Origin of the sequence: Brevundimonas aurifodinae (genome assembly GCF_040195595.1) — a bacterium.
Taxonomy (GTDB): domain Bacteria; phylum Pseudomonadota; class Alphaproteobacteria; order Caulobacterales; family Caulobacteraceae; genus Brevundimonas; species Brevundimonas aurifodinae.
Window position 1 is genome coordinate 266,124 of the sequence record NZ_JBEGDD010000001.1, and the last position, 23,513, is coordinate 289,636.

At 70.2% G+C, this 23,513-nt stretch carries 18 protein-coding genes and 1 tRNA gene; 8 read left to right on the plus strand and 11 right to left on the minus strand.

What is annotated here, in order from left to right; genetic code table 11:
• Positions 1-5 precede the first annotated feature (5 nt).
• Complete coding sequence (locus tag ABN401_RS01390) at positions 6-632, minus strand: carbonic anhydrase (RefSeq protein ID WP_349683023.1); 627 nt, start codon at positions 630-632, stop codon at positions 6-8.
• A 430-nt stretch (positions 633-1,062) separates the two neighbouring features.
• On the opposite strand from ABN401_RS01390, the gene ABN401_RS01395 reads away from it, so the two are divergent.
• A complete protein-coding gene (locus tag ABN401_RS01395) occupies positions 1,063-2,079 on the plus strand; it encodes an NADP-dependent oxidoreductase (protein ID WP_349683024.1) in 1,017 nt (338 codons plus the stop codon).
• A 35-nt stretch (positions 2,080-2,114) separates the two neighbouring features.
• Positions 2,115-2,522, plus strand: coding sequence for a MaoC family dehydratase (locus tag ABN401_RS01400; RefSeq protein ID WP_349683025.1), 408 nt, complete (start codon positions 2,115-2,117; stop codon positions 2,520-2,522).
• Positions 2,523-2,594: 72 nt separating this feature from the next.
• On the opposite strand, the gene ABN401_RS01405 is transcribed toward ABN401_RS01400, so the two are convergent.
• Positions 2,595-3,398, minus strand: coding sequence for a SapC family protein (locus ABN401_RS01405; RefSeq protein WP_349683026.1), 804 nt, complete (start codon positions 3,396-3,398; stop codon positions 2,595-2,597).
• A gap of 118 nt (positions 3,399-3,516) precedes the next feature.
• Here ABN401_RS01405 and ABN401_RS01410 point away from each other — a divergent pair, with 118 nt between their 5' ends.
• The 3 genes from ABN401_RS01410 (at position 3,517) to ABN401_RS01420 (ending at position 6,270) form a co-directional block, all read left to right on the plus strand.
• Entirely contained in the window at positions 3,517-4,002 is a 486-nt protein-coding gene (locus ABN401_RS01410; RefSeq protein WP_349683027.1) for a Fur family transcriptional regulator, read from the plus strand.
• A gap of 46 nt (positions 4,003-4,048) precedes the next feature.
• Positions 4,049-4,936, plus strand: coding sequence for an alpha/beta fold hydrolase (locus ABN401_RS01415; protein ID WP_349683028.1), 888 nt, complete (start codon positions 4,049-4,051; stop codon positions 4,934-4,936).
• 383 nt (positions 4,937-5,319) lie between these two features.
• The gene (locus tag ABN401_RS01420) at positions 5,320-6,270 is read left to right on the plus strand and encodes a retroviral-like aspartic protease family protein (protein WP_349683029.1); all 951 of its coding nucleotides are present in this window, start codon (positions 5,320-5,322) and stop codon (positions 6,268-6,270) included.
• On the opposite strand, the gene lpdA is transcribed toward ABN401_RS01420, so the two are convergent.
• The 5 genes from lpdA to ABN401_RS01445 form a co-directional block, all read right to left on the minus strand.
• Positions 6,267-7,697 (minus strand): dihydrolipoyl dehydrogenase, encoded by a 1,431-nt coding sequence (gene lpdA / locus ABN401_RS01425; RefSeq protein ID WP_349683030.1) that lies wholly within the window; start codon positions 7,695-7,697, stop codon positions 6,267-6,269. The genes ABN401_RS01420 and lpdA overlap by 4 nt on opposite strands.
• A 292-nt stretch (positions 7,698-7,989) precedes the next feature.
• Positions 7,990-8,496, minus strand: a complete 507-nt coding sequence (locus ABN401_RS01430) for a hypothetical protein (RefSeq protein WP_349683031.1) — start codon at positions 8,494-8,496, stop codon at positions 7,990-7,992.
• A gap of 25 nt (positions 8,497-8,521) precedes the next feature.
• Entirely contained in the window at positions 8,522-9,013 is a 492-nt protein-coding gene (locus ABN401_RS01435; RefSeq protein ID WP_349683032.1) for a hypothetical protein, read from the minus strand.
• Between the two features lie 68 nt (positions 9,014-9,081).
• The gene (locus tag ABN401_RS01440) at positions 9,082-10,878 is read right to left on the minus strand and encodes a PAS domain-containing sensor histidine kinase (RefSeq protein WP_349683033.1); all 1,797 of its coding nucleotides are present in this window, start codon (positions 10,876-10,878) and stop codon (positions 9,082-9,084) included.
• A 211-nt stretch (positions 10,879-11,089) separates the two neighbouring features.
• A complete protein-coding gene (locus ABN401_RS01445; protein ID WP_349683034.1) occupies positions 11,090-13,312 on the minus strand; it encodes a TonB-dependent receptor plug domain-containing protein in 2,223 nt (740 codons plus the stop codon).
• A 243-nt stretch (positions 13,313-13,555) separates the two neighbouring features.
• Here ABN401_RS01445 and ABN401_RS01450 point away from each other — a divergent pair, with 243 nt between their 5' ends.
• Positions 13,556-14,653: a phytase gene (locus tag ABN401_RS01450; RefSeq protein ID WP_349683035.1), complete on the plus strand. Its 1,098-nt coding sequence runs from the start codon at positions 13,556-13,558 to the stop codon at positions 14,651-14,653.
• 291 nt (positions 14,654-14,944) lie between these two features.
• Here the strand turns inward: ABN401_RS01450 and ABN401_RS01455 are convergent.
• The 3 genes from ABN401_RS01455 to ABN401_RS01465 all read right to left on the minus strand — a co-directional run bounded on the left by ABN401_RS01455 (position 14,945) and on the right by ABN401_RS01465 (position 18,904).
• Positions 14,945-15,019 (minus strand) — tRNA-Gly (locus tag ABN401_RS01455).
• Positions 15,020-15,107: 88 nt separating this feature from the next.
• Positions 15,108-17,954, minus strand: coding sequence for a M16 family metallopeptidase (locus ABN401_RS01460; RefSeq protein ID WP_349683036.1), 2,847 nt, complete (start codon positions 17,952-17,954; stop codon positions 15,108-15,110).
• A gap of 83 nt (positions 17,955-18,037) precedes the next feature.
• Positions 18,038-18,904 carry a hypothetical protein gene (locus ABN401_RS01465; RefSeq protein ID WP_349683037.1) on the minus strand — a complete coding sequence of 289 codons (867 nt, stop codon included), beginning with the start codon at positions 18,902-18,904 and terminating at the stop codon, positions 18,038-18,040.
• 281 nt (positions 18,905-19,185) lie between these two features.
• On the opposite strand from ABN401_RS01465, the gene ABN401_RS01470 reads away from it, so the two are divergent.
• Positions 19,186-19,734: an OmpA family protein gene (locus ABN401_RS01470; RefSeq protein WP_349683038.1), complete on the plus strand. Its 549-nt coding sequence runs from the start codon at positions 19,186-19,188 to the stop codon at positions 19,732-19,734.
• A gap of 222 nt (positions 19,735-19,956) precedes the next feature.
• The gene (locus ABN401_RS01475; RefSeq protein ID WP_349683039.1) at positions 19,957-22,797 is read left to right on the plus strand and encodes a M16 family metallopeptidase; all 2,841 of its coding nucleotides are present in this window, start codon (positions 19,957-19,959) and stop codon (positions 22,795-22,797) included.
• Between the two features lie 12 nt (positions 22,798-22,809).
• On the opposite strand, the gene ABN401_RS01480 is transcribed toward ABN401_RS01475, so the two are convergent.
• Positions 22,810-23,481: a bifunctional 4-hydroxy-2-oxoglutarate aldolase/2-dehydro-3-deoxy-phosphogluconate aldolase gene (locus tag ABN401_RS01480; RefSeq protein WP_349683040.1), complete on the minus strand. Its 672-nt coding sequence runs from the start codon at positions 23,479-23,481 to the stop codon at positions 22,810-22,812.
• Between the last annotated feature and the right edge of the window lie 32 nt (positions 23,482-23,513).

Sequence of the window (23,513 nt, forward strand, 5' to 3'; positions counted from 1 at the left end):
CGCAATCAGCCCAGAGGTTCGAACCGGGCTGCCGCCGTCAGGCGACGCAGCATCCCCTCGGCGATGCCGAAATGCAGGCCGGTCAGCTCCAGACGCCCGTCGGCCTCTCGCTCGGCGATCCAGGGGAAGGTCCGCAGGTTGTCGAGCGACAGCCGCACCACGGCCTCCTCGGTCGCGGCCTCGACCTGATCGGGCGCGACGCTCTCGGCGACGCGGCGGACGACGGGGGTGCCCTGGGCGATCCAGGGCTCGACGAAGTCCCGGACGATCTCCGGCGCCCCGTCGCGCATGGCCGCCACGCCGCCGCAATGGGCGTGACCCATGACGACGATGCGCGAGACCTGAAGCACCTTGACCCCGAACTCCAGCGCCGCCGAGACGCCGTGCAGCTGGCCGTCGGGCGCATAGGGCGGCACCAGATTGGCGACGTTCCGGACCACGAACAGCTGGCCCGGCGCGGCGTCGAAGATCAGGGCCGGGTCGGCGCGGCTGTCGGAACAGGCGACGATCAGGGTGTGCGGCGTCTGGCCGTCGGCGGCCAGGGCCTCGTACTCCGCCTTGGCCGCGGGCCAGTGGTCGGCGCGGAAGCGACGGTAACCGGAGATCAGGGGGTCGGTGGAATCGGTCGACATGCCGCGAGTATAGGCAATCGGCGGCGCTGGGGGGAGAGTGGGGGTCGACGGCTTCCCCAATGTGGAGATTGGGCATCATGGCCGAAGCGACGCTGCTGGGATTGCGGATCACCCGAACGTCGAACAGTTCGCGGCCCTGTCCTGACCGACGCGTCTTCCGGGGCCGCTGCCGCGGCGCGAGGGTCAGCCGCCTGATCTGGACCCTCACCGCCGTCCCGTTCCCACGTCCGATTCTGACGCAGGCGCGTGCCAGATTGCGATTGATGTCACCCCACGCCGCCCCACCGATTTCAGACGGTTCAGACGGTTCGCACCGTGTTTTCCGCCCGTGCCGCCACAGTCGCTTTTGGCCGGGTCGGATTTCCCCTTTCACCCCGCCGCGCGGCTGGGCATGATGCGCGTATCCAAAAGAAACCAACCGGAGACGACCATGGGCCAGATGAACCGTCAGTGGGTGCTGCGTCAGCGGCCGCAGGGCCTGGTGCAGGACAGCGATCTGGAGCTGGTCTCGACGCCGGTGCCGGATCTGGCCGAGGGCCAGGTGCTGGTGCGGACCGTCTATCTGTCGCTGGACCCGACCAACCGGACCTGGATGAACGACGCGGTCGGCTATCTGCCGCCGGTCGGCCTGGGCGACGTGATGCGCGGTCTGACCCTGGGCGTGGTCGAGCAGTCGAAATCGGCGCGCTTTGCCGTCGGCGACGTGGTGACGACGGCCATGGGCGGCTGGGCCGATTACGGCGTGGTGCCGGACAGCGGCGTCAGCAAGGTGCACCGCTTCCCCGGCCTGCCGCTGACGGCGAACATGTCGGTGCTGGGCATGACCGGCCTGACCGCCTGGGCCGGGGTCACCGATGTGCTGGCGCCCCAGCCGGGCCAGACGATGGTGGTGTCGGCCGCCGCAGGGGCGGTGGGCTCCATCGCCGGCCAGATCGCCAGGCAGAGGGGCGCGCGCGTCATCGGCATCGCCGGCGGGCCCGAGAAATGCGCCTGGCTGACGGGCGAGCTCGGGTTCGACGCGGCCGTCGACTACAAGAACGAGGACGTCGGCGCGGCGCTGGACCGGCTGGCCCCGAACGGCATCGACCTGAATTTCGAGAACGTCGGTGGCGACATCATGATCGCGGTCTGGAACCGGCTGAACATCGGCGCGCGCATGGCCGTGTGCGGCATGGTCTCGGCCTATAACGCCACCAAGCGCCCGCCCTCGCCCGACCTCAGCCGTCTGATCACCCACCGGATGACGGTGCGGGGCTTCCTGGTCATGGACTACAGCCCCCGCGCCAGGGAATTCGTCGCCGAGGTCGGGCCATGGCTGGCCGAGGGCAAGGTGCAGTGGAAGGTCCATGTCGACAACGGCCTGGAGGGCGCGGTCACCTCGCTGAACCGGCTGTTCACGGGCGACCACGACGGCAAGCTTCTGGTGCGCGTGTCCGAGGAGCCGTAAAGCCGAAGGGCGATCCGTCCGCCCGAGGAGATCCCATGAGCGATCCGCTGCACGTCCATTTCGAGGATCTCGAGGTCGGCCAGGTCCTGCAGCTGGGGGCCTGCGCCGTCGACGAGACGGCGATCGGCTTGTTCGTGGAGCATTTCGCGCCCGGCTGGGACAGCGCCTATGGGGCCCCCGACGCCCTGACCTATGCGCTGTGGAGCCGGCTGGCGTCGGACAAGTCGGCGGGCTGGGCCCAGTCCAAGGTCCTGGCCGTCGACGGCCTGCGCTTCATGCGCAATCCGCCCGCGGGCGAGCTGCTGCGCGGTCGGATGACGGTGATGGGCAAGGACCCCGTGGGCGACGAGAAGGGCATCGTCATCGCCCAGCACGACATGCTGGACGAGGGCGGCCGGCTGGTCTTCTCGTGCCTGACGCGGGGGTTGTTCGTCAGGAGGTAGGGTCGAGATGCGAGGGTCGAGGGTCGAGGCAGACCGTCTTCGACCCTCGACCCTCGACCCCAGACCCTCGGATCAGGCGTTGCCGGCGACTTCGCCGGTGGTGCGGGCGCGGTCGAAGGCCAGGGCGATCAGGCGGTCCCAGCCCAGCAGCGAGATCAGGTGGGCGTAAATCTGGCCCAGGGCGCCGTTGTCGCGCAGTTCGGCCAGCTTCTCGGCCGGCAGGGCCTTCAGCTTCTCTTCCGAGACGGCGAAATAGTCGGCCAGCTTCTGGGGCGCGCCGGCGTTGCCGTTCTCGTCGCGCGGCGTGAACACGGCCTCGCGGACGTCGAACAGGTCCAGATCGGTCAAGAGCTTGACGAAGCTCTCGGTGCGGACGCGTTCCTGCTCGAAATTGTTGCAGAACTCCATCGCCTGGTTGACGTAGTCCGAAGGCTTGCCATCCACGAACAGCGGGGCCTGGCCGCCCTCGGTGATGAAGGGGGCGCCGCGGTCGATGCACAGGATCATGCGCTGCTGCTGCTGATCGTTGGCGAAGACGAACGGATAACGGCGGACATAGGCGGGGATATAGGCCTCGGGGCGGAAGTCGCCCGACGGGGTGATGTACAGGTTCTCACCCTGGCGCAGGCCCATGACGGCGACGGGCAGCTTGTTGTCGCCCAGGAAGACGACCGGATAGGACAGGGCGGCGGGCGCGAACTCGGTCACGGTCATCGGCACGACGTGCGAGCTGCCGACGAAGGCATAGGGCTTGTCGACCGGATTGACGCCCAGCGCGCCGTGCATCTCGGCCGACAGCGGCTCGGGCTTGGAATAGAACAGGACGTTGCCGTCCAGCTGCGCCTGGTCGTTGGCGGCGGCGGTGGTGTCGGTCATGGGGCGAAAGCGCTCTGGGTTGTCGGGAAAGGGGGGCGTCTTAGCCGAACCGGGCAGGCGTCGCAAACGGGGTCTCCAACAGGTTGCGGGACGGCGCCGCAGAGCCTAGCTCTGGGGCATGTCGAACGCCTGCGGACATGCCCACGCCGAGCCCGGGATGAGCCCCGGACAGATCGTGCGGGCCCTGGACGAAGCCGAGAGCCGCTGCGTCTCGGGCGGCGAACGGCTGACGGCCCCGCGCCGCCGGGTGCTGGAGCTGCTGCTGGAGGCGGGCGAGGCGGTGAAGGCCTACGACCTGATCGCCCGCTATGGCCCCGACGGCGTCGCCGCCAAGCCGCCGACCGTCTATCGCGCGCTGGAGTTCCTGGAGCGCAATGGTCTGGCCCACCGCATCGCCTCGATCAGCGCCTATGTGGCCTGTTCGGTGGGGGACCGGGCTCATGCCGCCGCCTTCCTGATCTGTGATTGCTGCGGGGCGACGGTCGAGGTCACGCCGCCCGAGGGCGAGGCCCTGCGCCGGGCCGCCGAGACGGCGGGCTATGCGCTGGAGCGGACCACGATCGAGGGTCACGGGCGCTGCGCCGCCTGCCGGATCGCCGCATAGGCCGCTGCGAGGTGGCGGCCGGAGCCGGGGCCGCCTAGATTGGAGCATGGACGCCGCCCGGCTTTTTCCGCCCCGCCGCCTGATGGTGCCGCTGACCCAGCGGGGCGGCGAGATGGCCGTGCTGGACTTCGGCGACAACAAGCGGCCTGTCGATCTGGTGTTCAGTCACGCCAACGGCTTCAACGCGGCGACCTATCGCTCCATCCTGGCCCCGCTGGCCGCCTCGTTCCGTATCCTGGCCCCGGACCTGAGGGGCCATGGCCACACACGGCTGCCGACCCGGACGGTGGGTCGCCGGGACTGGAGCGATCATCGCGACGACCTGCTGGCCCTGCTGGAGGCCTTTCCCGGGCCGCCTGTCGTTCTGGCGGGGCATTCGATGGGGGGCACGGCCTCGCTGCTGGCGGCGGCGCGCGCGCCGGAGCGGGTCTCGCGGCTGGTGCTGTTCGACCCGGTCATCTGGGGCGGGCTGACGTCGATCGTCCTGCGCGCGCCGGGGTTGAGGCGGCTGAGCGAGCGGTATCCGCTGGTTCGCGCGTCGCGCCGCCGCCGGGCGCTGTTCGACAGCCGCGAGCAGGCGCTGGAGGCCTATCGCGGGCGCGGGGCGTTTCGGGGATGGCCCGATCCCGTGCTGATCGACTATCTGTCCGACGGTTTGCTGGACACGCCGGACGGCGGCTTTCGCCTCGCCTGCGCGCCGGAGTGGGAGGCGTCGAACTATATGTCCCAGGCCCACGATCCCTGGCGGGCGATGCGGGACTACGGCGGCCCGGTCCGGGTCCTGAAGGCCGAGACGGGATCCATCAGCCAGGTGCCCGACCGGCCGCGCGGCCTGGCCAACGTCACCGCCGAGGCCGTGCCCGGCACCCACCACCTGTTTCCCATGGTCCGGGCCGACCTGGTGCGCGACGCCCTGTTCGACGCGGCGGTCTAGGTGTTCAGTCCCGTCGTCGCACCCGGGCGGCTGAGCCCCGAGGTTTCGACCCGCCCGTTCCGCCAGAAGGGTCGACGCGGGCGCGGCTTGAAGCGCGGCGGCACGCACAAGAAGAGAGAGCATCGACGCCTCCTGTCCTGAGCCGATAGCCTGTCACGCCTGGCCGGACGCGAGGATGACGAAACCGTAACCCGCTCCCCCCAGGGCCTGATCCGGAAAAGTGTGAGCGGTTTTCCGGTCGGATCAGGCCCCAGGAAACCGCTGGACCTTGATTCACAGCATCGGCGGAATCGCGAAGCGATTCCTCCTCAGCTGATCAAGGTCTAGGCGGCCCGGCGACACAGGGATAACCTGGGCCCGACGGCTCCAGGGAGGGAGCGAACGTGGGCGAACGGGACGCAGGCCCTGCCACGATCCACCGTCGCTCGGCCATCGCGGGCCTTGCGACCGCGGGGCTGTTCGCGCCAACCGCCCGCGCCCAGACCGAGCCCGGGGCCGAGGCCCTGACCGTCAACATCCTGACCCGGATGGCCGCCGAGGTTCGGCTGGGGAGTCGACGCGCGGTCTTCGTTCTGGACACCGGCGCCGAACGCAGCGCCATCGCGGCGGACCTGGCTCAATCCCTGAGGCTTTCGCCCGGCCCTCCGCTGATCGTTCACGGCGTCACGGCGGCGCACGGGGTATCCTCGGTCGTCATTCCCCGCCTGACGTTTGGAGGGCGTCGTTTCGATGAGGTCGTCGCGCCGGTGTTCCAGCGCGGCGATCTGGCCGCGGACGGGTTGATCGGGCTGGATATCCTGTCGCGGTTTCGCCTCGAACTCGATCTGGTTCGGCGCACTGTGCGGATCCATGGCTCGACGCCCGGCCTGGTGACCTTCGTGCCGTCGACCCGGCTGGAGATCCGGGTGGGAGCGCGAGCCGGTCGCTTCGGCCAGCTGATCCTGCTGAACGTGGTGATCGACGGGCGACCGGTCGAGGCCTTCGTCGATTCCGGTGCCCAGTATTCGATCGGCAATCCGGCTCTTCTGAGCGCTCTGGGCGTCGCGGTCGCGGCCGGCTCGATCGATGTGTTCGGCGTCACCGGCCAGACCCTTCGGGCGCGGCTGGGACGGGTTCGCGACTTGAGCATCGGAGGACGTGAGCTGGGCGCGACGCCTCTTCTTTTCGCCGACCTGCACGCCTTCGGCGCCCTGGGACTCAGCGATCGTCCCGCGATCCTTCTGGGCGCGGACGTGCTCTACCGGTTCCAGCGAGTGACGCTGGACTATGGGCGGCAACGCGTCGCCTTCGGGCCGGTCCGTCCCGCCTTCGCGCCTCCTCCCGCGGTGGGTTAGGCCTGCATCGTCCAGCCCTCGACGCCCATGGCCGCCTGTTTGACGGCCTCGGAGCGGGTGGGGTGGGCGTGGCTGGTGCGCGCCAGGTCTTCCGAAGCGCCACCGAAGGCCATGGCCACGCAAGCCTCGCCGATCATCTCGCCGGCCTGGGGCCCCATGATGTGGACGCCCAGGATACGGTCGGTCGTGGCGTCGGCCAGGACCTTGGCATAGCCGTCGGTCTCGTGGTTGATCTTGGCGCGGCTGTTGGCGGTGAAGGGGAATTTGCCCGACTTGTAGGCGACGCCGTCGGCCTTCAGCTGGTCCTCGGTCTTGCCGACCCAGGCGACCTCGGGGAAGGTGTAGACCACGCTGGGCACCAGATTGTAGTCGACGTGACCCGCCTTGCCCGCGATCAGTTCGATGGCGGCGACGGCGTCCTCTTCGGCCTTGTGCGCCAGCATGGGGCCGGTGGTCACGTCGCCGATGACCCAGACGCCGTCAGCCACCTTGAAGTGGTCGCCGACGACGAAGCCGCGCTTGTCGACCTCGACCCCCACGGTCTCCAGCCCCAGGCCCGCCGTATAGGGGCGACGGCCGATGGCGACCAGGACGACGTCGCCGGTCAGGGTCTCGGCCGCGCCTCCCCCATCCTTGCCTGAAACAGCCGGTTCGACGGTCAGTTCGACGCCCTTGTCCGTGACCTTGGACCCCGTCACCTTCGAGCCCAGCTTGAAGGTCATGCCCTGTTTGGTCAGGGCGCGCTGGAAGGCGGTCGCCAGATCTGAGTCCATGCCCGGGGTGATGCGCGGCAGGTACTCGACCACCGTCACCTCGGCCCCGAGACGCCGCCAGACCGAGCCGAGCTCCAGACCGATGATGCCGGCGCCGACGACGATCAGCTTCCCGGGCACGGCGGGCAGGGCCAGGGCGCCGGTCGAGTCGACCACCTTGCCCTCGACGAAGTCGACGCCGGGCAGGGGCGTGGGCTCCGAGCCCGTGGCGATGACGATGTCCCTGGCCTTGAGTGTCGTCTTCGACCCGTCGGCGGCCTCGACCTCGACCGTGCCCGGCCCGGCGATGCGGCCGCGTCCCTTGATCCAGTCGGCCTTGTTCTTCTTGAACAGGAACTCGATGCCCTTGGTCAGGGCGGTCACGCTGTCCTGCTTCTGCTTCATCATGACCGGCAGGTTCAGCCTGGGCGTCACCTCGATGCCGATGCCCGCGAAGTCCCTGGACGCCGCCTCGAACAGTTCCGACGCGTGCAGCAGGGCCTTGGACGGCATGCACCCGACGTTCAGGCAGGTGCCGCCCAGGGTCTCGCGCATCTCGACGCAGGCGACCTTGAGGCCCAGCTGGCCCGCGCGGATGGCGGCGTTGTAGCCGCCCGGCCCGCCGCCGATGATGACGACATCGTATTGAGCGGGGGCGGTTGCGGGTTCGGCCATGGAAACCTCGGGGGTAGGCGCGGTCAGGGGGAGGGGATCGGTGCTGGGTGTCCTAGCGCCTGACCCGGCGGGGTCAACCGCCGCGACCGATATGGGGATGCCTCCGCCCGGGGTCGAGCGTGGCGCAGCAGGGGTGGGAGTGACTCTCACTCCCATGTCAGACGATTGATTTTCCTCGAGTTCGTTTGGAGTCCCTGGTTGGAGACTCCAAGTAGCGGCAGAGACCCCTTGGACCGAAGAGGAACGTGTAGCAGGACGCTGCGTCAGTTTCGGACGCAGGAGCGCTTCGGTCTCAGCCGGCGAGCTGGCCGGGGAGGCGCCGTCGACCCCTCCGTCGCGATACGGCGACGATGATCAGGCCGACCACCAGAAGAACCCCCAGGATCAGCCAGGTCGGGTCGATCGGCAGGCCTGTGGGGGCCATGGCCTCGGCCGAGCGTTGGGCCAGTTCGCCACCGGCATAGCTGTCGGCCTGAAGGGAGGCCTCGGCCGGCCCTGCGCCTCCGGAGCGATCGATCGCCAGCCTGAGGACCGCGTCGGCCAGGAACCCCAGGAAATAGGCGACGGCCGCGCGCGGATTGCCCGCCCCCAGCATCACGGCGGCGATCAGATACAGCAGCACCGCTCCGACCCACAGGGCCGCGCCCGAAACCCCGGCGCCCGCCTCGATCAGACCCCGGGCCCGCTCCAGAGCCACGTCGAACGGGGCACCCTCGAAAAAAGGTGTCAGGAACGGCCAGGCGAGCCACCCGGCATAGGCGATCACAGCCAGGACCAGCAGGATGCGCACGAACTTCATCTGTGCCTCGCGAACGGTGGAAGGATCAGGCGTAGATCGGCGGCCGGGTCCAGTGCCGCGTCAGGGCCTGTCCCTTCTGGCCGCGCCAGACCCCGGTCATGAGCACCAGCAGACCGACCGCAAGGGCGGCGGCGAGGGCAAGAGGTCCCGGATCGACGGTCAGGTTCAAGGGCTCCAGAGCCGCGGCGATCCGGGTGGGGGTGTCGGCCAGGACCGCGTCGGGCGTGGTCTGGAGCAGCAGGCGCTGGATCACCTCGGCGCCGAAGGCCAGGAAATAGGCGCCGGGAGCGGCCCCGATCCCTCCGGCTGTCAGGACGGCGGCGATCAGATACAGGACCACCGAGCCGAGCCAGAGGGAGGGCAGCGTCCACCCCAGACGCCCGGCCTCGGCGGTCGTCGCGGCGATCGCGTCCGCCATGGACCCTCCCGCCGTCAGCGGGACCAGCAAGGGAGACGCCAGCCAGCTCGCATAGGCCGCGATCAGCAAACCCAGACACACCCGAAACACCCAGACCATCGGCACCCCTCCGTGGAAGGTTAACGCCTAGCAGAACGACGGTCGTCGGGCGAGGGGGCGGTCGTCGATCAGGCGTCCGGGGCCGCGCGAGGCAGGGTCAGTGTGGCCTCGGCGCCCTGGCCCCGCTCGCCCGTCAGGAACAGGCTGCCGCGCGACAGGCGGGCGAAGGCGTGGGCCTGGGGCAGACCCAGACCCGCCGCGCCGGGTCGGGTGGTGAAGAAGGGCTCGAGCGCGCGAGCGGCGGTCGCCTCGTCCAGTCCGGGCCCGGTGTCGCGCACGGTCAGCCGGACTTCGCCGGTGTCCAGGGGTTCCAGCCGGACGGCCACGGCTCCCGCGCCCTCGACTGCGTCGATTGCGTTGCGCACCAGGGCCGTCACCGCGCCTTCGAACCCGACGGGATCGACCCGCACGGGTGCCTCGACCTGGGGGGCCTCGATCATCAGATCGACCCCGGGCCCGGCCAGGGCGCGCAGCCTACTCTCCATGGCGCGCAACAGGATGCCGGCGTCGAGGATCTGCGCCTCGGCGTCCTCGCCCTGGGAGAAAGCCGCCAGGCGACGGGTCAGGGCTTCGCCCCGCTGTCCCGCCGCCAGGGCGGCCTGGCCCAGACGGCGCACCCGCGCGGGGTCGTCGGCGGTCTTCAGCATCATGTCGAGCGCGCTGGTCATGACGGCCAGCAGGGCGTTGAAGTCCTGGGCCACGCCGCCGGTCAGGCGACCGACGCTTTCCAGCCTCTGAGCCCCCTCGCCGCGTTCAAGAGCGCGCAGGACCTCGGCGCGAGCGGCCTCGGTGGCCGACAGGGCGGCGTCACGTTCGGCGACCAGGACCGCCTCGCGCGCGGCGGCGGCCTCGCGCATGGCGGCCATTTCGGCCTCGATCTCGGACGGCGTGGGGCCGACGGAGGCTTCCGGTTCGGGCACCGGCTCCGGCGCGACCTCGACCGGTTCCGGCACGGGATCTCCCGCCAGGATCAGGGCGTCGACCCCGTCATCGGTCCCGACGAGGGGCAGCAGCCGCCAGACCATGCCGCGCGGCCCGCCCAGGGCCGACACGATCGCATCGGCCCCCTCTGCGCCGACGGCCGCGGCGCGCAGGGTCTGTCGACCCTCGACCCGCTCGTCCTCGGCGAGGAAATGGTCGGCGAAATCATTCCCGACGACGTCGGGCGCGCGGCCGAACAGGCTCAGCGCCATGCGGTTCGCCTCCTTGATCACGCCGTTGGGAGCGACGACGATCAGGGCGCTGGAGGCGGCTTCGAACACCCGGCGCGTGGTCTCGTTGGGGTCGGGCGGAGGCGCCGGTGGTTCAAGGTCGGACACCTCGGGTGTCGTCAGCCCCTCGGTCTCGACGATCGCGGCGGTCGAGCCGATGACCTGGCCCAGGCTGTCCTCGACCGGCATCGCGGTGACCGAGACCAGCATTTTCCGTCGGGTCGCGGGGTTGGCCAGGATGTGCTGAAATCCCTTGACCGTCTGACCGCGCAGCGCCCGCGCGCTGGGCAGCAGGTCCGGCGGCACGGGCCGACCGTCCGGATAGGTGATGCCCCAGGTCGCCGAGTGGAATCGCAAGCCGATCAGCTCGTTGTCCTTCCTGCCGAGCAGTTGGTGCGCGGCCCGGTTGGCGAAGATGAACTTTCCGCCCCGATCAGTCTGGACCAGGGCGACGGGGATGGCGTTCAGGGTTTCGTAGAGGCGGGTCTCGGCCTCCTGACGGGCCCGGGACACCGCCGTCAGCTCGTCGCTGGTCGAGACGTGGCGGGTGCGGTTGGTCCAGGCGAAGACCAGCGACATCACCGCCAGAACGCTGGTGACGGCCGCCGTCAGCCCCAGCACCAGGACCCAGTCGACATCGCCTTCCATGAACATGACGCAGCACTCTTCCCGATATGGCGCCGTGGGAGCGGCGTTCGCCCCTGTCCCAGCAAGGGGCGCGCCGGATCGGGGCCGCCTTGGCCGTTAGGACGCGGGGCGCGTCCGGTCCAGTCGCAATCGCGCGAGGCCGCATCGGCCGACACCGCGCCCATGGAAAAGGCCGGACGTCGCCGCCCGGCCTTTCCGTTTCGACACGGCGTCGGGATCAGAAGGCGACGCGCATGACCAGCTGGAACACCGGTCCGGCGCTCTCGGTCTCCAGCTCGAACTCGTCGTAGTCCCGGGCGATCTGGTCGGCCTGATCGTCGAACTTGTCGAACACCTCGTCCTTGGAGCTGTCCAGCAGGTTGATGCCGGTCAGGCGCAGGACCGCGTTCGAGAAGATGCGCTTCTCCAGGAAGACTTCCAGGTCGGCGCCGTAGCGGGTGGTGACTTCCTCGGCGAACACGCGGCCGAAGGCGTCGCCCTGCTTGCGATAGGTCGCGCCGAAGGCGGCCTGCCAGGACGGGATGTCATGGGTGAAGCCAAGGTTCACGACATAGTCCGACTGGTCGTTGAAACGACGCTCGCCCAGCGCGTCCTCCACCTGGCTGTCCAGCCAGGAGGCGTTCAGGAACACGCCGGTGTTCTCGAGTCCGAAGACGGTCAACGGCGTGGAAAGGTCGAACTCGACGCCGTACACCTGACCGTCGCCGACGTTGTCGATCGACTCGATGAAGGTCCCGGCCCCGCCCGAGCCCTGCAGCCCGGTGTTCACGTCCTCGATCAGGTCGGTGACGTCCCGGTAGAAGACGTTCAGCCCGACGATGCCCCGGCGGCCCAGGCGGCGTTCGAAGCCGACGTCGATGCCCCACGCGGTTTCCGGCTCCAGCAGCGGGTTGCCGCGGAAATCATTGTCGCCGCGTTCCTCTTCCAGGGTGACCGGGGCCAGATCGTTGAAGCGCGGACGGCGGATGGTTCGCCCGGCCGAGGCGATCAGACGATCGGTCTCGTTCAAGGTGTAGCGCAGGCTGAGCGACGGCAGCAGTTCGGCATAGTCGTTGTCGACACCGGCGATGGTGGTGTCGGTGGTCTCATAGCGCAGACCCGCCTCCCACTTCAGCGCGCCCTGTTCGCCCGACAGCATGACGTAGGGGTCGATGCGGGTTTCCTCGATGACATAGGTGCTGGTGCTGAACACGAACGGCGGCTGGGCCGGGCGCGGGGCCGGGGCGTTGGGCACATTGAAGCGGACGCGATCGGCGACGCGGGTGACCGAATCCCGGTCTTTCTGCACGGCCTGGATACCGAACTCGATCTCGGTGGTGTCGCTCAGGGGACGGGTATGCTCCAGGGCGCCCGACCACTCCTCATCCTGCAGGTCGCGGATCTCGAAGTCAGCCGTGAACCGGTCTTCGTCGGGGAAGGCGATGGCGTCGCGCAGATACTCGGCCTCGTTCTCGAACTCGGTCTGCTCGTCGTCGAAAGAGGCATAGCCCAGCTTGAACCGGGTCTCGCCGCCCAGCATCTCGACCTCGTAGCGGCCCCGCAGGGACAGGTTGTCGGTCTGGATGTCGACGTCGTTGTCGTTGATGGTCAACAGGTCCGCATTCTGGACCCGGCCGCCGCGGTACTCGATGGAATCCTCGTCCTGGATGCGATCGGTCCGGACGAACACACCCGACAGGTCCAGGGTGCCGCCGCCGACCTCGACCGAATAGTCGGCGTTGAACGAATAGTCGGTGCCGTCGCGGACGTCGGTCTGGATCTCGGTGTTGTCCAGGGTGCCGCCCGGCCGGTCGAAGCGCTGGCTGAACTTGTCCTTGGGATTGCGACGGTCCTGCACGCTCGCGCCCACCAGCAGCCGGCCGCCGAGAGCCTCGCCGCCGTAGACCGCGCCGAAGGTCCCGCCGACCTCGTCGTCGGGGAACAGGATCGCGCCGCCGCGGATGTATCCACCATCCAGCGTATAGGCGTCACGCAGCACGATGTTGATCGCGCCGGCGACCGCGTCGCCCGAGCGGTTGGCCGAAGAGGCTCGCACCACTTCGACCCGCTCGATCAACTCGGCGGGAATGCGGTCGACGAAGAACGAACGGTCGTCGTCGCCCCCGGGGACGCGCTCGCCATTGATCAGGATCTGGGTGTAGCCAGGATCCAGGCCGCGCAGGCGCACGCCGTCCGATTCCAGCACGTCCGACAGGAAGGTCACGCTGGGCACGCGGCGCAGGGCGTCACCGACGGTCAGCGGCTCGAACCGCTGGAAATACTCGAGGTCATAGGACAGGGTCGGCACGACGTCGTCGGTGCGATTGCGGAACACCGGGCTGCCGGTGACGATGACTTCGTCCAGAGCCGTGGTCGGCGTCTCCTGAGCGGACTGGGCCAGCGCGGGCTGGGCGAACAGAAGCGGCGCGACGGCGGCCCCGACGAGAAGAGCGAGTTTCATTTTTGGCATCCCCGATGGCTCGGTCGACCCCCCGGCCGCCGGCTCTGAAGGCTGCTGCTAAGCCTGGGCGGCGACGCGCCTGCGACGCTTCGGCGAACGCTGAATGTCCGATTCCCGACGCAACGGTGACGCTTCATCAGAGCGCGGTTCATTCGAGCCCGGGACGGGCCCAGGCGGCGGCTTGACGCCTTCGTCGCACCGTGGTCTGCGGCCTCGAACGCCGCACGCCATCGGGGGAATTCCATGCGCTTCGACCGCTTCTGCCTTGCCGCCGCGAGCGCGCTTCTGGTTGCCGCCTGCGCCACCACCGAGGTCGATTATCAGGGTGAGGGCGAGGGTTTCGTCGGCCCGGGTGTTCGGGTTCAGGCGCGGCTGGAAACTCCGTCTGTCGGCACGGGCGGCGGCGAAGACGCGGCCGACGATCCGGCCATCTGGGTGTTCGACGCGCCGGTCCGGGTCGGTGCGGTCGCCACGCCGGGCTTCGTGGTCGGCACCGACAAGAAGGCGGGGCTGTATGTCTATGGTTTCGACGGCGCGGTGCTGCAGTTCCTGCCCGAGGGACTGCTGAACAACGTCGACGCGGTGGATGGTCTGTCCATCGACGGTCGGCCGCAGCTGGTGCTGGGGGCCAGCGACCGGACGCCCGGCCGGACGGGCGTGTCGCTCTACCGTTTCGATCCCGCCGGCGGGCCCGACAACGGCGTGCGGCCGTGGGGCGCGATCGCGACCGACGTGGTCGAGCCCTACGGCTTCTGCTTCGCCCGTCGCGGGTCCGAGGTCCACGCCATCCTGGTCGGGCATGAGGGCGAGGTGCGACAGTGGGTCCTCAGCGTCGACGCGGACGGTCGGCCCGCCGCGCGCGAGGTCCGCCGCTTCGACATCGGCACCATCTCGGAGGGCTGCGCCGCCGACGAGGCGACCGGGGCCCTCTATCTCGGCGAGGAGAACGTCGGCGTCTGGCGTTATGGTCTGGACCCCGCCTCGGGCGACGCACGGACCCAGGTGCAGGGCATCGCGCCGGACGTTCTGGTGGCGGATGCCGAGGGTCTGACGATCATCGCCGACGGCGAGGCCCGCTATCTGATCGGGTCCAGCCAGGGCGATTCGGCCTTCCCCGTCTGGCGCATCGACGGCGCGGCGCCGGCCTATGTCGGCCGGTTCGTGGTCGAGGCCGGCGCGGTGGACGCCGTGACCGGCACCGACGGTCTGGCGGCGCTCGGCGGACCGGTCGGCCCCTTCCCTGAAGGCCTCGTCGTGGTCCAGGACGACGTCAATGACATCGGCACGCAGAACTTCAAATACATCGACTGGCGCGACATCAGGGCGGCGCTGGGCCTTTAGACCCGACAGGCAGAAAACGCAGGAAGGCCCGGTCTCGCGACCGGGCCTTTTCCGTTCTTCGACTGGAGCGGGCGATGGCTGATCGAACGCCCGACCCTCACCTTGGCAATCTGGCCGCGCCCATGGGCGGATGACAGAAAGGCCCGGCATCGCCGCCGGGCCTTCTTGGTCTCTGACTGGAGCGGGCGATGGCTGATCGAACGCCCGACCCTCACCTTGGCAATCTGGCCGCGCCCCTGGGCGGATGACAGAAAGGCCCGGCATCGCCGCCGGGCCTTCTTGGTCTCTGACTGGAGCGGGCGAGGCGATTCGAACGCCCGACCCTCACCTTGGCAAGGTGATGCTCTACCCCTGAGCTACGCCCGCGTCTCAGTCGAGAGCGGGGCCTATAGCGGAGGGCGCGACAGGCTCGCAAGCCGAAAATGCATGTCGCGCCGATTCCGCCCGGACCCGCCTATTGCAACGCCGCCCGATCGAGGTTCAGCGCCGTCAGGGGGATGACCTCCACCTGCGGGTAACGGGCGCGCAGCGCGTCGATGAATTGCGCCGCGTCACCGACGATGACCAGGCTGGCCCGGTCGACCGGCAAATGTTCGGCGAAGGCGGCCTGCACCGCCGGGCCGTCGATGGCCTCGACCTTGCCGACATAGTCCGCCAGCTCGCTCATCGGCAGGTCGTAGAGAGCCAGGCCGGCGACCAGGCCGCCCAGGCCGTCGACCGTCTCCAGCTGGCCTCCGAAGGCCCCCGTCAGGATGGCCTGGCGGGTGGTCAATTCGCTGGCGGTCGGCTGCGTCGTCGACAGGCGCTCGATCTCGGCCAGGATCAGCCCGGCGACCTCGACGGCGGCGTCGTTGCGGGTCTGGGCGCTGGCGGTGAACAGACCCGGGTCGGCGCGCGCGCCCAGCGACGAGCGGGTGCCATAGCTGAGGCCGCGCTTGATGCGGATCTCCTGGTTCAGGCGCGAGGTGAAGCTGCCGCCCAAAAGGGTGTTGCCCAGCGTCAGGGGGAAGTAGTCGGCATCGGTGCGCGACACGCCCCGCAGGGCGGCGACCACGGCGGCCTGGCCCGCGCCGGGCTGGTCGATGACGACGATCCGGGTGGGCAGGCGCTCACCGGCCGGCTGGACCGCCTCGGTCGCCGGACCGGCCCCGCGCCAGTCGCCGAACGCTGTCTGGGCCAGGGCCCGGGCCTCGGCTTCGTCAATGGCCCCGGAGAAGACCACGGTGGCGTCCGACGGGCGATACCGGGCGGCGTGGAAGGCGGCGACGTCCTCGCGCGTCAGGGCGGGCAGGGTCGTCAAGGTGCCCGAGCCCGGCGCGCCGTAGGGGGCCTCGCCATAGACCACCCGGGCGGCGGCCTGGGCGGCGACCGGTCCGGGCGTCGACAGGCTGATGCGCAACGCGTCCAGCGTCTGGGTGCGCTGGCGTTCCAGCTCCTCGGCGGCGAAGGCGGGGTTCCTGACCAGATCGGCCATCAGGGCGACCGCCTGCGGAAAGACGTCGGCCGGAGCGTTGGCATAGACGTTGGTGAAGTCCGGGCCCGCGCCGGCGCCGATCTGGGCCCCCAGTTGCTCGATCTCGGTGGCGATCTGGGGCGCCGTTCGCGTGGCCGTGCCCTGCGTCAGCAGCCCGGCGGTCATGGAGGCCAGGCCCGCCTTGCCCGGCGCCTCATGGGCGGAACCGGCATCGAAGTTCAGCCGGGCCGACACCAGCGGCAGGCCCTCCTTCTCGACCACCAGCACGCGCAGGCCGTTGTCCAGCCGGAAGTCGGCGACCGGCGGCGTGGTCGGCGACACCGGCTCGCCCGGTTCGGGCAGGGCGGCGCGCTGATCTTCGGGCAGCAGGGTGAAGATCTCGCCGACCGGGGCCAGTTCCTCGACCGTGACCGGCGCGCTGACCTCGGTGACCTGGGCGGTCGGCGGATTGGCGTCGTCGGCATTCAGATAGCGGACGGTCAGGGCGCGCTGGTCGGTCAGATATTCGCGGGCCACGCGCTGGATGTCGGCGGCGGTGACGGCCTGGATCAGGGCGATCTCGCGGTCGGCGACGGAGGCGTCGCCGGTGGCGATCAGCACCTGGCCCAGGACCGTGGCGCGGTCCTCTACGGTTTCTCGGCCACGCAGGGCGTTGGCGACCAGTTCGTTCTTGGCCTCGGTCAGTTCGGCTTCGGTGACGGGTTCGTCGCGCAGGCGGGCGATCTCGGCGCGGATCGCGGCGATGCCGGTCTCGGGCGTCTCGCCGCCCGCCATGATGGCATAGGCCGACAGATAGCCGGCCTGTTGCAGGAACTCGGGATTGGACGCGGCCTGGGCCGCGATCTGCTGCTCATAGACCAGCGAGCGATACAGGCGCGAGCTCTCGCCGGTCGACAGGATGCCGTCCAGAACCGTCAGCGGGATCCGGTCGGCCTCGCGGTAGGCCACCGTCGGCCAGGCCAGCACCACCGCCGGCAGGGGCACGTTGGGGGCATGGAAGGTCGCCTCGCGCGGGCCGGTCGGCTCGGGCTCGACGACGTTGTTCTCGGGCAGGGGACGATCGGGGTTCGGGATCGGCGCCAGATACTGGTCGATCCAGCCGTCCAGCTGGGCCTGGTCGAAATTGCCGGCCACGATCAGGAAGGCGTTGTCCGGCCGATAGTAGGTGGCGTGGAAGCGGCGCACGTCCTCGATGGTCGCCGCGTCCAGGTTCTCCAGCGAGCCGATCACGCCCCGGCGATAGGGGCTCTCCTCATAGACCGTCGCGGCCATGAACAGGCCGAACAGCCGGCCGTAGGGGCTGGCAAGGATGCCCTGGCGATACTCTTCCTTGACGACGTCGCGCTCGCTTTCGAACACGGCCTCGTCGACCACCAGGGACGACAGGCGGCTGGCCTCGGCGAAGATCAGCCGCTCCAGGTGGTTGGCCGGAATGGTCTGGTAGTAGCCGGTGACGTCGTCGCCGGTGAAGGCGTTGTTGTTGCCGCCCACGTCCTCGGTCAGGCGATCGAAGGTCTCGTCGGGAAAGTCCTTGGTGGCCTTGAACATCAGGTGTTCGAACAGGTGGGCGAAGCCCGAGCGGCCCTCCGGATCGTCCTTGCCGCCGACCCGGTACCAGACCTGGACGGTGACGTTCGAGGTCGTCGTATCGCGCGAGGTATAGACGTCCATGCCGTTCGGCAGGGTCCGCTTCTGGAAGCCGAGGGGCGGAACCTCGATGGCGGCGGGCGCTGTCTGGGCCAGCGCCGGGGCCGACGCTCCGAAGGCGGTGATCAGGGCCAGGGCGGCGGCGGCGGACTTCAGGCGCGACTTGATGGACGGCATCATGGGAGGGGGCTCCGGCGGACAGGAGCGGGGACCGTATCGGGCCGGCTGGCCGCGCGCACGTTACAGGCCCGTAATGTGACCGTTCAGCGAACCCCGGTCAGATCCGACCAGCGCCAGCTTCCGGTGCCGAGGGCCAGCCGGGCGGCACCCGGCCCCTCGGCCAGGGTCAGCAGCACCAGTCCGCGCTCGGCCTGGCGCCGGCACTCGGCCGGGGCGAAGGCGATCTCGACGGCGATGGCCTGCCTCAGCCCCGCCAGGCCGCGACCCGCCTCTCCGGGGTTCATCACCCAGTCGCCGTCCCAGACCAGCAGAGCGCGGCGATCGCTGGGCAGCAGGGCCTGGGCCCGTCGGGTGGCCGCGACCACGCCCGTGTTTTCCCTCAAGGCGTCCTGAACCCGTTGGATCATGTCGCAGCGGCCCGAACCGCCGCCTCCGCCGCTTCCGCCGCCGGCGCCTGATCCCGTGCCGGAGCCCGAACCGCCGCCGGTGCCGGATCCCGCGGTCGCCGCGCCGGCCAGTTGCGACGCCGTCAGTCCGGCCGGGGGCGCGGGCGGGGCGGGGGTGGGCGGCGCGGGCGAGGCGGCCACGGTCTCGACCTCGGGCGGCGGGGGCAGGCGCGCGGGCCGAAGCCGGGCGGCCGGACGCGGAGGCGCGGGCCTCGCGACCGTGGAAGGCGCGGGTGGCTCCGGCTCCGGCGCGGCGGCCGAAGCCTCAGTCTGCGCCGCTTCGTTCGTGGGTTCAGGCTCCGGTTCCGGCGGGGGTGACGGGATCGGGGGAGGGGTCAGGTCGACAACGACCGCCTCCGGAGGGTCCGGCAGAGAAAAAACGTCCGCCGGTGGCCGGATCGACAGAAAGGCGATCAGGGCCGCCAGATGGGCCGCGAGACTGAGCGCGACGCCTGCGCCCCAGACCCCGCCCCGGCGGTGCCGCCTCGCCGGGCGATCGACCAAGGCATCGGGATTTCGGCTTTGTCTTTCGTCGGTTGGCGGCACGTCGGCGGTCCGGCGGCGACGCGCGAGGGCGCCGGGTGACCCCTTTCAAGACCACTCGGGCGCGTCAGCTTTGGGGCGGCGGCGGGGCGGCCGGACGGCCCACGCCCACGGTCAAGCTGCCGAATTCAGGCCCAGAACGGGCCATGCGATGGCCCTTTGGCCCCGTCCAATGACAAGCGCGTAATGTTTCGGGCTCGCGCACCCGGCCGCTCAGGATGCTCCCCTTGATCCTCTCTCAGATGAAATCTCCCGCCCGTCCCGTGCTGATGACCGGGGCCGTGCTGGCGCTCGGCCTGCTCGCCAGCGGCTGCGCCACCCGCAATTTCGTGCGCGACCAGGTCGCCGTGGTCGACACCCGCGTGACCGGCGTGGAAGGCACCGCCGGCCAGGCGCTCGACCGCGCCAACGCGGCCTATGTGCTGGCTGAAGGCAAGTTCATGTACGAGGTCGTGCTGTCGGACGACTCGGTGAAGTTCCCCACCGATCGCGACGCCCTGTCGCCCGAAGCCGAGGCGCGGCTGACCGAACTGGCCAACCGGCTGAAGGCCGAGAACGTCAACGTCTATCTGGAAATCCAGGGCCACACCGACTCCTCGGGGCCGGAAGCCTACAACGACGCCCTCGGCGCCGCCCGGGCCGAGGCCGTGCGTCGCTCGCTCAGCCGTCAGGGCATCGCGCTGAACCGCATGGCGACCATCTCCTATGGCGAAGAGGCTCCGGTCGCCGACAACGCCACCCCCGAAGGCCGCGCCCAGAACCGGCGCGTGGCGATCGTCGTCCTGAGCTAGGGCGTCTCTCCCTCCCCTTCGTGGGGAGGGACGACCGCGAAGCGGTCCGGGTGGGGACGTTCAGATCGTGCGCATGGACGACACGGCCCCACCCTCGCTCGCTTTCGCTCACGGTCCCTCCCCATGAAGGGGAGGGAGACCGACATTAACCCGTCGTAACTTTGAGGCGGCGCGGCGGCGGGCCTAGGGTCGGGCAACATTTGTCCGTCCTCCGAGGCCGTCATGCTGCGTTCGCTCCTGCTGGGTTCTTCTCTCGCCGTCCTGATTTCGGCCGCGCCGATGACCGTCGCGGCCCAGGTCGCGCCCGACATCGCGCCGCCGCCGCTGGAGTTCACCCACCGTGAACTGTCGAACGGCCTGGACGTCTATGCCATGCCCGACGCCACCGCCGGCACGGTCACGGTCCAGCTGTGGTACGACGTGGGCGGCAAGGACGACCCGCAGGGCCGCTCGGGCTTCGCCCATCTGTTCGAGCACATCCTCAGCCGCAAGACGGTGAACATCCCCTACGGCGGCATCTCGACCATGGTCGAGAACGCGGGCGGGGCGCGCAACGCCTCCACCGGCCAGGACTTCACCAACTACTACGAGACCGTCCCGCCCCAGTATCTGGAGACCATGCTGTGGACCCACGCCGAGCGCATGGCCCGGCCGGTGGTCGATCAGGCGGTGTTCGACGCCGAGCGGTCGATCGTGCAGGAAGAACTGCGCCAGCGCGTCTACGCCCCGCCCTACGGTCGGCTGCAGCGGTTCGTCATCGGCGACAACGCCTATGACGAGCACGTCTATCGCCGCAGCGTGATCGGCTCGCTGGAGGAGCTGGACGCCGCCGGCATCGATGACGCCCGTGCCTTCCACGAGGCTTATTACCGCCCGGCCACGGCGACCATGATCGTGTCGGGCAATTTCGATCCGGCCGAGCTCGACCGGCTGGTTGACCAGTATTTCGGCGACATCCGCAACCCGGACCGGCCGGTGCCGGTGCTGGAGCGTCCGGTGCCGACGCCCCGGACCCAGCCCCGCTCGGTCATCGCCTATGCCCCCAATGTGCCGCTGCCCGCCATCGCCGCCGTCTTTCCCGGCGTGGACGCGCGCTCCGGGGACAGCGCCGCCCTGGACGTGATGAGCGCGGTCATGTCGCGCGGCCAGAGCTCGCGCCTGTTCCAGTCTCTGGTCTACGGCAGTCAGGTCGCGGCGTCGGCGGGCCTCGGTGCCAATGCGGACGAGGAAGGCGGCACCCTCACCGCCAACGTCACCGTCGCCGCCGGTCGCGAGATCGAGGAGGCCGAGGCGGCCCTGAACGCCGAGCTCGCCCGCATCCGTGACGAACCGATCACCGACGCCGAACTGATCGAGGCCCAGACCGAGCTCCTGGCCGCCGACCTGCGCCAGCGCGAGACCGCGTCCGGCCGGGCCTTCATGCTGGGCAATGCCGTCGTCGCCGAGAACGATCCGCGCGCGCCGGACCGTCGGGTGCAACAGATCCGCGCCGTCACCGCCGCCGATGTCCAGCGCGTGGCCCGCCGGTATCTGGATGAGAACGCCCGCGTCTCGATCCGCTATCTGGACGAAAGCCAGAGGCCCGAGGGCGTGGCCGAGGACAGCTGGAAGAACCCGGCCCCGATGCCGACCTTCCTGAGCGTGCCGCCCGCCATCCTGCCGGCCAACGAACTGCGGGCCGAAGGCGAGCGCGAGGCTCCTCCGGCCCCCGGCGAGCCCAGGGTCAAGGCCGCGCCCGAGATCGTCGAACGGACCCTGTCGAACGGCCTGCGGGTGATCGTGGCGCGCTCGACCGACCTGCCGATCATGAACGCCCAGCTGGTGATCGCGGGCGGGGCCGCCTCCGACCCTGCCGACCGCGCGGGCCTGGCGGACTTCACCGCGGGTCTGGCGACCCAGGGCGCCGGCGATCGTTCGGCCCCCGAGATCGCCCGTTCACTGGAGGCGGCCGGCGCCGTCGTCGGCGGGGGGGCGGGCGCGGACTCGACCACCCTCAGCGTCTCGGCCCCGATCGCCTCGGCCGGACCGGTCGGCGACATCCTGTCCGATATCGTCGAGCGCCCGACCTTCGCCGAGGCCGAGCTGGAGCGGTCGCGCACCCGCACGGTCAACGCCCTGACCGTGGCCCTGCGCCAGCCCGGCCCCCTGGCCAGTCTGGTGCTGCAGCGCGTCGCGTTCGGTGACGCCCCCTATGGCGCGTCGTCGTCGGGCCTGCCCGCCTCGGTGCGCCAGATCAGCCGAGGCGACGTCCAGGCGCACCACGACCGCTGGTGGCGGCCCGACAACGCCGCCCTGATCATCACCGGCGGCATGAGCGCCGAGGAGGGCTTCGCCTTCGCCGAACGCACCCTGGGCGACTGGACCCGGCCGGCTGATCTTATGCCCCGGACCGAGACGCGTGCGGGCGAGGTCCGTCCGCCCCGCATCGTCGTCGTCGATCTGCCGGGTGCCGGCCAGGCCGCCATCGCCGCGGGGGTGCGCGGTCCGGCGCGCTCAGATCCCGACTTCTATCCCCTGGCCGTGGCCAACGCGGTCCTGGGCGGAGGTCAGAACGGCCATCTGTTCCAGGAGGTGCGGGCCAAGCGCGGCCTCAGTTACGGGGCCAATTCGTCCCTTCCCGGGCGGGCGGAAAGCGGCCTTCTGACGGCCACGACCCAGACCAAGAACGAGAGCGCGCTGGAGGTCGTCGACCTGGTCCTGGCCCAGATGGAGCGCGTCCGCACCGAGGCCATCGCCGAACAGGCCCTGTCCGACCGGGAGACCTATCTGGCCGGCGGCTTCTCGCGCGCCATCGAGACGACGGGGGGCCTGGGCGGCTTCCTGGCCGACGCCGTCACCCTGGGGCTGCCGCTGGACGAGTCCGAACGCTATGCCGAGCGTATCCGCGCCACGACGCCGGAGACCCTGCGGGCGGCGGCGGTCCGGCTGGATCCGGACCAGGCCTATGTGGTGGTGGTCGGCGACGGCCAGTTCTTCGTGGAAGCCATGCGCGCGGCCCATCCGGACCTGGTGGTGATCCCGGCCGCCGAACTGGACCTGCTGGACCCGACGCTGGGTCTTTAGGCCGAGGGGCGGTCAGCCGGCGCGGAAGGCGCCGACCGCCTGGACGGCGGTCCGCACCGAAGCCTCGATCCCGGCCCAGTCGCCGTCGCGCACGGCCGCGTCGGTGATCAGCCTGGAGCCCATCCCGGCCGCGACGATGCCCGAACCGAACCATTTGGCGATGGAGGCCGGGTCGGGGTCGACGCCGCCCGTCGGCATGATCTTGGTCCAGGGCATGGGGCCCAGCACGGCCTTGACGAAATCGGGCCCGCCGACGCTCGCGCCCGGGAACAGCTTGACGATCTCGCAGCCCAGCGCCTGGGCGTTGGAGATGTCGGTGACCGACCCGCAGCCCGGGAAATAGGCCACCATCCGGCGGTTGCAGACCGTTGCGACCTCGGGGACCAGGGCCGGCGACACCACGAACCGCGCCGCCCGGTTCAGGAACATCGCCGCCGTGCCCGCGTCCAGCACCGAGCCGATGCCCAGCACGATGTCCGGATCGGTCCGGCCCAGCTCGCGCGCGATCTCGCCGAACAGATCGACAGCAAAATCGCCCCGGTTGGTGAACTCGATCACCGGCGCCCCGCCCCGCGCGCAGGCGCGGATGACGTTCAGCGAGGTCTCGGGATCGGAATGGTAGAAGACCGGGCAGACGCCCTGGGTCTGGAGCGCGGTCAGGACGGATAGGCGGTCGTGCGGCATGGGTGGCTCCGATCAGGTCCGCCCGGAATCGG